This window comes from Catenibacterium sp. RTP21428st1_D7_RTP21428_210409 (genome assembly GCF_040227455.1).
GTDB classification, from domain to species: domain Bacteria; phylum Bacillota_I; class Bacilli_A; order Erysipelotrichales; family Coprobacillaceae; genus Catenibacterium; species Catenibacterium mitsuoka_A.
In genome coordinates, this window is sequence record NZ_JBEHVX010000064.1 from 1 (window position 1) to 14,929 (window position 14,929).

Below are 14,929 nucleotides of genomic sequence, written 5' to 3' on the forward strand. Positions count from 1 at the left end.
CAGTTTTCAATGTTCTGTCTCAGCCCGTCTCCCGGACTGCCTGTCTATAATACCCAATATCGCAGCGTTTGTAAAGTATTTTTTTGAATTTTATTCAAAGTTTATTTCTAAATAGAGTTTTTAGCCCTTCTGCGCTACATAATTTTATTTTAATTAATTTTAGTATTATTTCTCTAACGCTCTTTATAGCTCAAATACAGCAAAAAAAAGAAGCATTTACTCCTCTAATATATACTTCTCTATAACCTCTGCACATCCATCATGATCATTATCAGATACAATTACATCACTGATTTCTTTAATACTCTCTTTCGCATTACCCATTGCAACTGCAAGACCTGCAGTTTCTAATGCTTCCTTATCATTATCTGCATCACCTACTACTATAGTCTCTTCAATAGAGATACCTAAATGATGGCATAACTGTTTTAATCCAGTTCCTTTATCTACACCTTTCGCATTCATTTCTAAACCTGTTGCTTCTGAATCCTTCATCTCTAATTCAAGTCCTGCTTCTTTAATAGCTTTTCTTGTATGATCTCTTGCAGCTTTTGAATGATGATAAATGTTAAGTTTATGTACTGAATAAGGATTGCCTACATAATAGTCATTGATGTTATCTACTTTAATAGTGACTTCTTCATACATTGGCTGGTAAACACCCATATAATAATCATTCATATGTGGTACTTTGTCTTTTTCTACGACAGATGTAATACCCATTAAATGAACCATTTCATCTGTTTCTTTACCAATTTGAATCAATGTTTTGACTTCTTCTTCACTTAATGGTGATTCATAGATGCTTCTTTCTTCTTCATAATCATAGACAAGTGCACCGCTGACACAATTCACATAGCGTAGTCTTGGCAGCACTTCTCTATACTCCTTAAGTTCTGCAGGACATCGTCCTGTATTAAGTATTACAATCTTACCTGCCTCTATTGCCTTATTAATAGCTTCTACTGTTTTATCTGAAATCTTCTTTTCACTATTAAGAAGTGTACCATCCATATCAAATGCGATTAATTTATACATGTGTAATTTCCCCTTTTATATGTATCATATTCTATCACAATATAGCCTACAAATATGAGCAGTTTCATAATATCAAAAAGAGGAACAATCTAGTTTCCCTGTTGTCCTAACCATTCCCACGCATTAAGATCCCCATCATAACATTCATTATTATCCCAGTAGATCCAAGAACAATGTCCATTATAAATATATGGTAAGCCATCTTCATTCTTATAGAGTCCAGTTGTATCACGAACACCATCAAATACAGAAACATGAACATTAGAAGCACCTGCTGCAAGTAGTCTTTTCACTGTAGGTTCAGTACATAGTGTATAATCAATCACATGATCCGTTTTCGCATATGTAAACCAGATAGGTATATGTTTAATCATATCAATTTGATCGTCAGTGATATATTCATCATGATACGCTTCGCAAATTGGAAATGCAGCTGCAAAGTAATGTGGATAATGGAGAAGCATTTCCATAGTCATATACCCACCATTAGAACATCCTCCAATATATATTCTATTTGTATCAATATCTCTATTCTCTTTAACATAAGAATCAATGAGTTCAAATAAACTCTTTGTATAAATAGAATCCTTTGTATCACTCTTATATTCACCTTTACCATCATCCATCCACATAGTAGGACATTGAGGCACAAGTACATAAGCTTGATTCATACACTTCTGAAATGGAACATCTGCCAATACAGTGACCTTATTTGCCAATAAATCAATAGAAGGATCTGTTCCTCCTTCCCCCAATCCATGTAACCAGATGACTAAAGGATGTTTCTTATCATCACTACTAGGTCTATATTCACCATAAGCATACTTTATTCCATCTACCGCCTTATATGAATTCATAATCCACTTATCTAATTGTGGGCATAATTTACCATCACCCTCTACATCAATATCCGGATTAACATCCATACCACATATATATTCTATAAGGATTACACCAATTGTTTAATTGAGTAGTAGCATGAAAGATAAACGGTGACCCAACACTAGGTGATATAGCCAACTCAATAGCCACATAACAAGATGCAGTATTCACTTTATTACCATATTCATCCGAAATATAAGCATTTATTATTTCTCTTTCTGTTCTTATTATTCCTTCTTCACCTGTTATTTCATCAAGTACACCATTCTTTTCTTCTATTACCTTTAAGTTATTCATATCTATCAAATCAATTACTTGATTGAGTTTAATAATAGTCTTCTTTACAGCTGGTCCAAAGTCTTCACCTGTGACTACTACTTTTTGAGTTCCTCTATGTTTCATATATATACTTTTTTCTCATTAAATACTAACAGCAATTGTTATAACACTAATCGATATACTAAAGTATAAAAAAGTTCAGAAATAGTTTGCACCATTTCTGAACACCTTTTAATATTCGATATTATTTTCTAAATCTTCCCCATTTGTCGCAATACACTTTTGGTACCAGTAAAATGATTTTTTCTTGTATCTATTTAAATCTTTTAAATCTTTAAAATCTCTATCAACATAAACAAATCCATATCTTTTTCTTATTTCTTTATGGCTGCTTAAAAAATCTATTGGTGACCATGCAAGATATCCCATTAAATCTACACCATCATGATCAACTGCTTTTTTAACAGCTGAAATATGTTTTTGATAATAATCAATTCTTACATCATCATAAACTTTACCATCAACTAGATGCTCATCAATTCCAATACCATTTTCCACAATAAACAACGGTTTATGATAACGCGAATAGAAATCTACAAGTGAATATCTTAACCCTTCTGCATCAATCTGCCATCCCCATTCATTGGCTGTATAGTATGGATTTTTCATATTTCTTTCATCAAATAGAATTTCATCTTCTAGTTCATTTGTATCTTCTATTCCTTCAAATGAAGATTGTACATTACTTCTATAATATGAAAAAGCAAGATAATCTAATTTCTGAGATGCTGCTTTAATTACTTCTTTTTCACTCTCATTAAAATCATACCTAATATTTCTATTTAATGCATACTGAATAAAATATTGAGGTAATTCACCAAAGCACATCGTATCAAATGCAAAGTAATTATGAAGTTTGTTTTTAAAATCAGCTGCCATAATATCTTCACTCTTACAAGTTAGTGGATAGAATGGCGCATGCCCAATCATTCCACCAACTTTTGCTTCAGGATCAATGCGTTTTATTACTTCTACAGCACGTGCATGAGCAATTTGAACATTAACACTAAGCTGCACATACATTTCACTTTTTTTCATACCTTCCGGAAGTATTGCACCAGCTACTAAATCCCCCATACCATATGCAAGATTAATCTCGTTGTAAGTAATCCAGTATTTAACTTTTCCTTTTAATCTTTGGACAACACTTTCTACATGTTTAGCATAGAATTCAATAACATCTTTATTTAGAAAACCATTATATTTCTTCAGTAAATGATCTGGCATATCAAAATGAACAAGAGAAACAACAGGTTCAATTCCTTTTTCATGAAGATAATCAATCATATCTTCATAATAAGCTAACCCTTTTTCATTTGGTTCATCTTCATCACCAAGCGGATTAATTCTTGACCATACAATAGAAAATCTATAAGCCTTAAACCCCATTTCCGCCATCAAATCAATATCTTCTTTATATCTGTGATAATGATCTACAGCAACACTTGTATCACAAAATAATGGTGCGATACCTGGTTCTGGTGTTACTTTCAACGTATCATAAACATTTAAACCCTTTCCATCTTCTAAATAAGCTCCTTCTGCTTGTACATTACTTAAAGCACCGCCCCATAGGAAATCTTTATTCATCACAAAATGCCTCCTTTATTTTGTTGTCATCATAATAATCATATTGCCATCGATCTCAATTTTACTATGCTGAGGAATTAAAAAATTATCTCCTATCTTTACATCAAACCCATCTACAACGCCGTCACCTTTTACAACAGTGGCTAATTGATAATTATCTGTTTCATAAATATTATTACCCTCAATAGCCAATTTAGTTACAGTAAATGAATCATTAGAAATAAATGTTGTTTTTAAACCATTATCCATTTTTTCTTCAACAGGCATAATATTATTTTTCATCATTTCCTGATCATATGATAAACAATCAATAGCTTGAGTTAAATGTAATTCTCTTTCATTTCCATACTTATCTTTACGATGATAATCATAAAATCTAAAAGTCACATCTGTAGATTGCTGAATTTCATAAACAATGCTACCTTTTTTTAATGCATGAAGAATGCCTGCAGGTAGATAAACAAAATCTCCAGTATGAACAGAAAGATGTTTGATCAATTCATCCCACTTATCATTATTAATATAATTATATAAATCTTTTTCATCTTTTGCATTATGTCCATATACAATAGATGCATTATTTTCACTTTTAATAAAATACCATGCTTCATTCTTACCTAATGTATAACCATATTTCTTTGCAGCTTGTGAATCAGGATGAACTTGAATACTCAAATCATCTTCAGGTGCTACTAAAGAAATAATAACTGGAAATTCCTCACCAGGATGCCCAAATAATTCCTGATGTTTTTCCCATAATTCTCTCAAAGTCATCCCTTTAAAAGGTTCAGACAAACATATAGTTGACGCATCTTTCTGTGCCGAAAAACTCCAAGACTGGCCAATTCCTTCAGGAAATTGCTTATATCCAAAATAATCTCTAACTAAAGTATGTCCCCAGATAGCAGGTCTAGGAATAGGATCAAAAAATAGTATACTCATTATTAATATCCTCCTATAAAAAAAGGCTTATGCCTAATATGTAAATAGAGCAAATAAGCCAATAACAGTAATAAATATTGATAAGAAACTTGTAAGAGAAACAACATTCTCTTTTAGTCTGACTCCATGCTTACTATAAATAAGATTGTTTACTTGTTTTGCTTTAGTAACATGATAATCTGCAAGTAACGCGAAACATACAACTGCAATTCTCATAGGGAGACTTGTACCTATTCCTTTAGAAATATAGTTCCATGGGAAGAATGCAAGAATAAAAGCAACAACAGAAGCAAATAAAGCTGCACTTATATATGGATTTTTTATATCGAGATGCTTCTGCAATTTATTCACTTTGTGACTCTTTTCCTTTGATTTTTTTTCATTATACTTTTCGGAATAACTTTTTTGTTTTACTTTGACAACCTCTGTACCACAATGGTCACAGAATTTCGAAGAATCGCTGATCTTCATTCCGCATTTTCTACAATACATAAATTTATACCTCTACTTCACCAAAATAGTTGCAATATTCGCAAGTGTAACAAACATACTAGCAAAAACTGAGATGTATGCATAATTCTTATTTCCGGTAGGCTGATAGCCTTTTTGTTCATCTTTCTTATCTAAATTAAGAGAGAGCGCACCACATATAATTGCTCCTACATATAATACTGTACTAATCATATATGGTATTTTAATATTTATACCAACTGTTTTAAAAATTGTTCCAAGAATAAAGTCAAAACCGAATAAAGCAATAAAGAAGAGGAGAAGACCTAACTTGGCAAAACTATTTTCATGTGGATTCTTTTTCAGTTTGATTGAAGAGTGCTTTTGCTTGTTACTTAGTTCTTTCCCACAATGATAGCAATAGATTGAGTCTTCAGGTATTTCTTTATGACAATATGGACATACCATGTTAAGTCCCTCCTTATAATTTATTATTCTTCAGTATTTAATTTAGCAACTTCAGATTTTTCATAAGCTTTCCAGAATGGATAGAAGATAACTAATCCAATTACAAAGTTAATGAATACTACTACGAAGCCACCAATAGATCCTCCAGCGCTTAGATATCCTAAAATTGGAGAAGGTGTTGCCCAAGGCAATGACATATACATTTTACCAACAAAACCAATTTTTGTTAGCCAATAAGTTAATGCAGCAGTTAAAGTATGAGTTAAGACAAATGGAATTAACAAGAAACCATTCATCACTACTGGTAAACCAAACATGATTGGTTCAATGATACAGAAAACTGCAGGTGGTAAGCAAATTAAACCTAATGGTTTTAAATGAGGTAATTTCTTACTAGACATAAACATATAAACTAAGATTGGCCAACAGCTTGATACCCACTGTGATAATCTACATAAGTTTGGAGTCCAAACATATGGAAGATCTTTGACAGCTGTATGAGCCATAAATGCTGCATTGTTTTCTGCTAACCACTGATTTAAGAATACGTTTGTAACTGCACCAGTGATGTTATCACCATGTAAACCACAAATCCAAAGTAAAGCGGACATAAACTGCTGGAAGCTGTAAACAAATACATTATCAGCGTTTCCGATTAATGGCATTAAGATTTCACCAACTGCTGATGGAATATTAATACCTGCAAGAGTTCTGATACCCCAACACACGATTGTGATGAAGAAATAAGGAATGATAGCTGAGAAACTATCAGAGATTGCTGGTGGAACTGAATCAGGAAGCTTGATTACGATATTCTTTTTATAACAGAAATCAATAATGTTAACAGCGATAGCACCTGCAATCATTGTAGTAATAAGCCCTGCACCACCCCAATAAGTTGATTCAAATGCACTAGCTCCAGTTTTAGCTAACTGACCAACTGAATTGTAGTTCAATAACATGAATGCAAAGAATGCGCCAACAGCACCTGTTGTTTTATTGAACCCTTTGATTTCAGCATATTCAGCACCAAATGCGATAATAATGTAGATAGCCATAATCCCCATTGATAAACTATTTACTAAAGCAAGATCTGCTGCCCATGGTTTTAAAAATGGGATTAATGCATGCTGTGTTAATCCACCATCAGAACAGAATAGATTAACAACTAAGAAAATAGAACCAACCATAGTTACTGGCAATGCAGCAACCATACCATTGACGATAGCACGAACAAATGGAATTTGACCAAAACGTGTCATAGGTCCGGCAATAACGTCAACTTTTTCTAAAACTTTGTCCATGAAGGACTGTTTTTCAGTAGACATTTTAAATTTCCTCCCTTTAAATTGATTTGAGAATCGTTTGTGTGTAAACGTTTTCTCTTATGTCTAAGTTAATATTATACTGTCTTTTCATAGTTTTCTATATAATCAGATGGCACATATTATGCCATCCGACTAACAAAACATGAATTTGCCCTTTATATCATCACATTTTCACGTTATGTATTTTAATTATTTTATGAGTAAACGTTTTCACATTTGTATTTTTAATGATATAATTCAACTAAGGAGTATCAAAAAAATGAAAACAACAAACAACGAAATTAAGATTATTCAAATTTTATTAGCATCAAATGACTATATATCAACTTATGAAATAGCTACACTTATCGGTATATCAAGAAAATCAGTACGAGAGGAAATTAATAACGTCAAAAACATTTTGAAAGAATTAGAGATTCATTTTACCTCCAAGCCTAATAAAGGTTATATAATTGATGAAAAAACACCTGAAATCATTAATAAGTTACAGGAAATTATTAATAAAAATGAAAACGATGATGCATATGCACTAGTACCAAATATACCGCATGATCGAGTTAATTATATTCTTAAATTATTAGCACAATCAGATAAGTATATTAAAATGGATGACATTGCCGATGACCTTCTAGTAAGCCGTGCAACAATTGCAAATGACTTAATAAATGTAAAAAAAGAATTGTCTAGATATAATATACATATAATTCACAAACCAAATTACGGTATTAAGTTGAATATTAATGAGCTTGAAAGAAGAAGAATTATTGCTGACCTTGTATTTGCGAGTATGACTCAAAGAGAAGTATTCTACGATTTTCTTGATACATATTTAGATACTTCAGATCGTGAAATTATCGAAATTATAAAAAACAACAATCTATACATCAGTGATTTGAGTTTAGCGGATATTCTTATCAATTATTCCATTTCCATTGCTAGAAACATGGCTGGCCATCCACTTGACACAGTATTTGAAGATTTCGAAATATTCAAAAATACTAAAGAATATCATACTGTACTAGACTTATCTCGCGTTGCAAAAGAACATTTCGATGTGGATTTTAATGATTCTGAAAAGAGCTTTTTAACATTAATGTTAATCTGTAAAGGATCAACTCACGATAAGATTTATCAGGAAGACCAAATAACTTCTAAACTGACCCACACAATTCTTGATGATATTTATTCATCTACACTTATTTATATTGATAATCGTTATTATGACAGACTATCTCTTTATATCCAAACAGCTTTACTAAGGCAAAAATATCAAGAAAAAATAAGAAATCCTCTTTATGATCAAATTCAAGATGATATGCCATTTGCATATTATCTAACCAAAATAGTTAATAAAAGAATTAAAGAATATACTGATACTCCCTTATCACGAAGTGAAATCACATCTTTCACAATATTTTTCAACAATATCATAACTGATCATACTGATCATCGAAAAAAAGTACTACTTATTAATTGTATGGGAAATTTTGCTTCCAATTATAATACAAATATGCTAGAGAAAGATTTGTCTAACGACCTCATTATACAAAAATGTATTTCTTACCCTGAATTATTAAAAGAGGATTTAAGTAATTATGATTTGATTATATCCAATGCTCCTATCCACAAAAACTATGATATTCCTGTCATAAATACAAATTATATTATTACTATGGATGATATCATCTTCATCAAAAGCAAACTCACTTACTATTTCAACGAAGAAAATTTGGTATACTATTTCCATCCAGAACTATTTGAACATAGTGTATCTGCAAAGACAAAAAAAGGTATTTCTACAGTGCTTTATCAAACACTCTGCAAGATATACCCTCTTATGAAATCGTCTGTTAAAGCGAATTTTACAAACAAGAATAAATACTCACTTCATTCATTTAATAACAGTATAGGCTTGTTAAAACTCAATACTCCTATTAACTCCAATACCAATAATATCATTCTCACCTTTAAAGAACCTGTCAATTATGATGACCAGGAATTCCAGGTTCTCATAGTATTCTCTAGTTATGATCAAAACAATATTATGTATGATACGCTTTATAATACTTTAAAGAAAATCAGTGAGGATAATACATTAATAGAATCGTTAATAAAATGTGAGAGCTACACAGAATTCTTATCAATACTCATCAACAATAAATAGCATAAATCAAAAAGAGAATCATAGCGTAACTCCCTCAAAAATTTAATAACCATAAGAACCCTAGAATAAATTTTCTAGGGTTCTTATTATTAGTCTAAGTCTTTTCCATCAGATTTTATTGCTTTTTGATACCAATAAAATGAATCTTTTTTACTTCGATGTAAATCTCCTTTACCTTCATCATTCATATCTACATAGATAAATCCATAACGTTTATCCATTTGTCCTGTAGTAAATGAAACCAAATCGATTGGAGCCCAAGAAGTATATCCAAAAATATTAACGCCTTCTTCTCTTGCTTTCATTAAGCTCTTAATATGACTTCTGTGATAATTAATACGATAATCATCATGAATAGAGCCATCTTCTTCTACTTTATCATAAGCTCCTAGACCATTTTCGACATCGAAAATAGGTACTTGATAACGATCATTTAAGACATGTAAAAAGTATTCATAGCCAGTTGGATCAATTTGCCATCCCCAATCAGATGCTGTTAAATATGGATTTTTTAAGTTTGCTGAAGTTCCTGCACCATCTAAAGCTTCTCCTGCATCTTTATGTGTTGTTACTACGTTAGACATATAATATGAATAAGCTAGGAAGTCAGATTTACCTTCTATCAAATCTTTTTTATCTTCTTCACTAATATCTAAAACAACATTATTCTGCTTCCAAATACGTTTGGCATAAGACGGATAATATCCTCTTACCATTGTATCTGCACAATAAGCAAATTTTTCTTGGAATTGTTTATAATTTTCAATTACATCTTCAGGATCACAAGTATATGGATAACTACAGAATCCTGCAATCATACATCCTACTGAAATATTTTTATCAATTTCATGTGCTACTTTAACAGCTTTAGCTGCCGCTACCATTTGATTATGTAATTCTTCAAAAGCAAATTGTTTTCCTTCTTTACCATCAAAATGTAATAAAATATTAATTTCATTAAAAGTTAACCATTTATCTACTAAACCTTTATATTCACCAAAACATAACCTTGCGAATTCAACAAATTGATGAATCATTTCTCTATTCGTCCAATCACCATATGTTTCTTCTAAATACACAGGTTCGTCATATTTATATAATGTAATGACAGGGTCAATGCCATATTTACGACATTCTTTAAATACATTACGATAGAATTCTACACCTTCTTGATTGACCCCTCCTTCTACTCCATGAGGATAAACTCTTGCCCATGAAATTGTTGTATTGAAAGTTGTAAAACCAAGCTCTGCAAATAATGCAATATCTTCTTTATAACGATGATAAAAATCAATACCAACATGATTTGTATAACGAATATCATCGAATAATTGATATTTAGCTCCTTTAGGTAAATGCTCAAATTGCCTCATTTTTCCTCTTGTTCCATCTGCATTTAAGTAATGAATCCAACGTATATCTGTTGTTGAACCCGGATCTCCAAAATCTACTTGAACAGGACTTCTTCCACCTTCGTCCCATCCACCTTCACATTGAGCAGCACTAATTGAACCACCCCATAAAAATTTATCAGGTATTGCCATTTTCTTTCCTCCTTATAAATATTTAATACGAATCATTTTGCCTTTTAAACCAGGATAATCTCCTGCTTGTACTTTTTCTACATTATCTTTATGTGCTATGAACCATTTATTCTTTTTCTTTAGGATTCCTCTTCTTTGACAACTATCCCCTGTTCCTCTTAATAATAAACAGATTGTTTTAAATGAATCTTTTACTGTTATTGGTGTATAGTGTAATGTTGTTGCATAGAGTTCTACGACTGTTCCTTTTGGTACATAGAAAAGTTCGCACTTATCTATGTCATAGTCATTTTCTTCCATATCTTGTCTTTTTCCAAGAGCAAGAATATAGTCTGTCACCGCAATGATTGTTTCACTGCATTGATGATATTCCAACCCATTTAATACTTCATTTTTACCAGTAACTACACCTGCCATGACATCTAAATAACCATAAATATCATTAATTAAATCTTGTATACAAGGCATTTCTTCTAATGCTTGAACACTTGTATCATAGGCATTTGTATTTTGATAAGTTGTAGCATAATTGATGGCTTCTTGCATATCTTGCTTGATGATTCGTCCATATTCTTTAAACGAATCATCAAGTTCATTAATTTGGTAATCTGGATTTAACGTTCTTATCTTTTCTAGCATTAGTCTAAATCTTCTCCATTTGAAGTGTAAACTTTTTTACAATATTCAAAAGAATCTTTTTTATAACGTTTATATGTTCCATTACCAAAATCATCAACATCTACATAAATAAATCCATAACGTTTTCTAATTTCTCCAGTACCTGCAGATACTAAATCAATACATCCCCACCAAGTGTATCCCATTAAGTCTACACCTTCATCAATACCTTCACTCATGGCTTTAACATGTTCTCTCATATAATCAATACGATATTGATCATGAACTGTTCCATCTTCTTCTAATGTATCAAAGGCACCTAAACCATTTTCACAGCTCATGATTGGGATTTGATATCTATCATAGATTTCATGCATAAAGTATTTTAATCCTTTTGGATCAATAGCCCATCCCCAATCTAACTGTTTTAAATATGGGTTTTTCTTTCCCATGAAATTTAAGTTTCCTGTTGCTTCTTCACCATCTAAATGTGTTGTTACACAGTTTGAGAAATAATAAGAGAATTCAAAGAAATCTACTGTACCATCCTTTAAAGCTTTCGTGTCTTCTTCAGTAATATCTAATGTGATATTTAATTCTTTCCATAAATGTTCAGCATAACTTGGATAATATCCTCTAACAAAGACATCCCCTGCATACCAAAAATTCTTATGCATTTCTTTTTGATTAGCAAGTTCATCATTTGGATCGCATGTTAATGCATGTGTAAAAATACCTGCTTGCATACATCCAATTTTTTTATTTGGATAATTATCATGTAAATATTTAACTACTTTTGCACTAGCTACTAATTGATTATGTAACACTTGATATTGTCTTTGGACTTCTTCTTGATTGTTTGAATCCAAGACAGAGAATTGAGCAGCATTGATTTCGTTGAATGTTGACCAATAAGTAACTTCTTGGAATTCATCAATAGATGCTTTCCCAAATTCAACAAATTCACCAATTAATACTCTATTTTTCCAGCCACCTAATTCTTCAATATAGAAAGCAGGCATATCATATTTATATAAGTGAACTAATGGTTCAATTCCATATTTCAAGCATTCTTTAAATACATTATGATAGAATTCTACCCCTTCTGGATTAATTCCTGCTTTAATTCCTTTAGGAAAAATTCTTGCCCATGATAATGTCATATTAAATGCTTTAAATCCTAATTCTGCAAACATAGCAATATCTTCTTTATAATGATGATAAAAATCTGTTGCTTTATGATTAGGATAAAATTCATCAGGATTGATTGCTAATTTAGCGCCATCTGGTAAATTACAGTTTTCAATCATTGCAGGTGTTTTACCATAAGTTCCATCTGGCATGATATAAGTTGCCATACGTGGTTCATTCACATTACCTCCCGTATGATAGTCTGTCATATTTGGTGATTTTCCGCCTTCGTCCCAACCACCTTCACATTGGTTAGCACTGATATCTCCACCCCATAAAAATCCTTTTGGAAAACTCATTTTTCTTCCTCCTTTGTTTTTCACTATATCTTTTAATTTGTTTTTATCCAAAGCACTTATGATGTAAACGTTTTCCTGACTTCTGTTTATATACTATAATGATTTATTATCTTTTTCTAGTTAAAACCTTGTCACAATATGTGCCATTCTCTTATAGTTTTATAGCAGCTGATATAAAAACAAGCTCAATGAGCTTGTTTAATCTAAATCTTCACCATTAGAAGCAATTACTTTTTTATACCAATAGAATGAATCTTTTCTTGAACGATGTAAATCACCATTTCCTTGATCATCCATATCTACATAAATAAATCCATATTTTTTATCCATTTGTCCTGTTCCTGCTGAAACTAAGTCAATACATCCCCAAGTTGTATAACCAAATAGATTAACTCCTTCTTCAATAGCTTTTTTCATCTCTTTAATATGTTCACGGTGATATTCAATACGTGCTGGATCATGACATATACCATCTTCACCTTCAGTTTCAATTAAACCAATACCATTTTCCACATCAAACATCGGTGCATTATAACGGTCATTTATTAAATGCATTAAATGTCTAAACCCAACCGGATCAATTTGCCATCCCCATGCATTTGCTTTTAAATAAGGATTTTTTACTGTTCCTAAAACATTCCCTGCAATATGATCATTCTGTTCAACTTTATGTGTTGTTACAACACCTGAGGCATAATATGAAAAACCAATAAAATCAGATTTACCATTCTTTAAATCTTCTTTATCCTGTTCTGTGATTTCTGGTTTAATTCCATATCTCTCCCAAATTCTTTTAGCAAATGGTGGATAATATCCTCTCATTTGTGTATCAGCACTATAACAGAAGAAATCTTGGAAGTTTTCATAACGAGCAATAGCATCCAATGGATCTGGTGTTAATGGATAAGACATATTTCCACAAATCATGCATCCTACTTTAAGATTTGAATCAATTTCATGTGCAACAATAGTTGCTCTTGCAGCAGCAACTAATTGATTATGTAAATAAATTAAATTTCTTTGATTTTTTTCACTTTTTTGTCCATCTCTTGGCATAATGATATTGATTTCATTAAATGTCATCCATTTATTAACATAATCTTTATATTCTGTAAAACACACTCTCGCAAATTCAACAAATTCATCAATCATTGCACGATTACGCCATCCACCATGTTGTTCTAAAAGTGAAACGGGTTCGTCATATTTATATAATGTAATAACCGGATCCATCCCATATTCTTTAGCTATCTTAAAAACATCTCGATAAAATTCAACACCCTCTTGGTTGATACCACCTTTAATCCCATGTGGATAGATTCTAGCCCAAGAAATAGAAGTATTAAATGTTGTATATCCCATTTCTTTAAATAACGCTAAATCTTCTTTGTAACGATGATAAAAATCACTTGCCACATGATTTGTATAATGTAAATCATCAAAGAAAGCAAACTTACATCCTTCTTCTAATTCATCAACAGCTTCCCAATTACGGTGAACTCTTTTACCCTCTTTGTCTAAATACCAAATTTGTCTTCTTTCTTTTGTAGATCCTGCTGTACAATAATCTACCAATACTGGTGATTTCCCTCCTTCGTTCCATCCACCTTCAATTTGAGCAGCACTAATTGAACCACCCCATAAAAAACCTTTTGGAAATCCCATTTTTTACTCCTCCTTTACTATTGCTACTGCTTCTTTCACTGATGATACAACGAACGTTGTTTGTTGTTGGATATCTTGCGGCGATGTTTTAAATGTAAATGAATAATCAACGACTTTAAACATTTCTAAATCATTATAACTATCACCTATTCCTGCTGTTTCGTCACTGATTAATACTTCTAATTTTAAAATTCCTTGACCTTTACTACATCCTCTTTTAACAATATCAATTGCATTTACATTTTGAAAAGCATGCAATACAGGGTAATCATTATTAATTTCATCAGTTATTTCTTTAGCTCTTGTAGATTCAATTAATGAAAAACTATAAATTTTTTTGAATACCCATAATCTACAGGTAACGATTTAAGAGAAGTGTGGAGCAGAAATATTCAGGATATAGACTATTTG

14 protein-coding genes are annotated in these 14,929 nt (G+C 31.5%); 1 reads left to right on the top strand and 13 read right to left on the bottom strand.

The features are described 5' to 3' along the window. Window positions 1-216: 216 nt before the first annotated feature. The 8 genes from ABUA27_RS09210 to ABUA27_RS09245 form a co-directional block, all read right to left on the bottom strand. Window positions 217-1,038 carry a Cof-type HAD-IIB family hydrolase gene (locus tag ABUA27_RS09210; protein WP_129981255.1) on the bottom strand — a complete coding sequence of 274 codons (822 nt, stop codon included), beginning with the start codon at window positions 1,036-1,038 and terminating at the stop codon, window positions 217-219. Window positions 1,039-1,127: 89 nt separating this feature from the next. Then, window positions 1,128-1,964, bottom strand: coding sequence for a carboxylesterase family protein (locus tag ABUA27_RS09215; RefSeq protein ID WP_349820597.1), 837 nt, complete (start codon window positions 1,962-1,964; stop codon window positions 1,128-1,130). Beyond that, window positions 1,954-2,322, bottom strand: a complete 369-nt coding sequence (locus ABUA27_RS09220; RefSeq protein WP_349820598.1) for a hypothetical protein — start codon at window positions 2,320-2,322, stop codon at window positions 1,954-1,956. The genes ABUA27_RS09215 and ABUA27_RS09220 overlap by 11 nt, the downstream gene beginning before the upstream one ends. A gap of 108 nt (window positions 2,323-2,430) precedes the next feature. Beyond that, on the bottom strand, window positions 2,431-3,849 hold the full coding sequence (locus tag ABUA27_RS09225) for a glycoside hydrolase family 1 protein (protein ID WP_129981252.1): 1,419 nt from the start codon (window positions 3,847-3,849) through the stop codon (window positions 2,431-2,433). A gap of 15 nt (window positions 3,850-3,864) precedes the next feature. Further along, entirely contained in the window at window positions 3,865-4,791 is a 927-nt protein-coding gene (locus ABUA27_RS09230) for a type I phosphomannose isomerase catalytic subunit (protein WP_129981251.1), read from the bottom strand. 33 nt (window positions 4,792-4,824) lie between these two features. Further along, window positions 4,825-5,283, bottom strand: coding sequence for a zinc-ribbon domain-containing protein (locus tag ABUA27_RS09235; protein ID WP_129981250.1), 459 nt, complete (start codon window positions 5,281-5,283; stop codon window positions 4,825-4,827). 12 nt (window positions 5,284-5,295) lie between these two features. Further along, window positions 5,296-5,709, bottom strand: coding sequence for a zinc ribbon domain-containing protein (locus ABUA27_RS09240; protein ID WP_129981249.1), 414 nt, complete (start codon window positions 5,707-5,709; stop codon window positions 5,296-5,298). Window positions 5,710-5,732: 23 nt separating this feature from the next. Then, the gene (locus ABUA27_RS09245; RefSeq protein ID WP_287846594.1) at window positions 5,733-7,037 is read right to left on the bottom strand and encodes a PTS sugar transporter subunit IIC; all 1,305 of its coding nucleotides are present in this window, start codon (window positions 7,035-7,037) and stop codon (window positions 5,733-5,735) included. Window positions 7,038-7,296: 259 nt separating this feature from the next. On the opposite strand from ABUA27_RS09245, the gene ABUA27_RS09250 reads away from it, so the two are divergent. Further along, entirely contained in the window at window positions 7,297-9,201 is a 1,905-nt protein-coding gene (locus tag ABUA27_RS09250; RefSeq protein WP_349820599.1) for a BglG family transcription antiterminator, read from the top strand. 89 nt (window positions 9,202-9,290) lie between these two features. On the opposite strand, the gene ABUA27_RS09255 is transcribed toward ABUA27_RS09250, so the two are convergent. From ABUA27_RS09255 to ABUA27_RS09275, 5 genes are all read right to left on the bottom strand, one after another. After that, the gene (locus tag ABUA27_RS09255) at window positions 9,291-10,745 is read right to left on the bottom strand and encodes a glycoside hydrolase family 1 protein (RefSeq protein WP_349820600.1); all 1,455 of its coding nucleotides are present in this window, start codon (window positions 10,743-10,745) and stop codon (window positions 9,291-9,293) included. A gap of 12 nt (window positions 10,746-10,757) precedes the next feature. Continuing rightward, window positions 10,758-11,384: a DUF4867 family protein gene (locus ABUA27_RS09260; protein ID WP_129981245.1), complete on the bottom strand. Its 627-nt coding sequence runs from the start codon at window positions 11,382-11,384 to the stop codon at window positions 10,758-10,760. Beyond that, window positions 11,384-12,853, bottom strand: a complete 1,470-nt coding sequence (locus ABUA27_RS09265) for a glycoside hydrolase family 1 protein (protein ID WP_349820601.1) — start codon at window positions 12,851-12,853, stop codon at window positions 11,384-11,386. Before ABUA27_RS09265 ends, ABUA27_RS09260 begins: the two co-directional genes overlap by 1 nt. Before the next feature lie 198 nt (window positions 12,854-13,051). Continuing rightward, window positions 13,052-14,518: a glycoside hydrolase family 1 protein gene (locus ABUA27_RS09270; RefSeq protein ID WP_129981243.1), complete on the bottom strand. Its 1,467-nt coding sequence runs from the start codon at window positions 14,516-14,518 to the stop codon at window positions 13,052-13,054. 3 nt (window positions 14,519-14,521) lie between these two features. After that, window positions 14,522-14,884 carry an HAD family hydrolase gene (locus ABUA27_RS09275; RefSeq protein WP_349820602.1) on the bottom strand — a complete coding sequence of 121 codons (363 nt, stop codon included), beginning with the start codon at window positions 14,882-14,884 and terminating at the stop codon, window positions 14,522-14,524. Window positions 14,885-14,929: the final 45 nt, after the last annotated feature.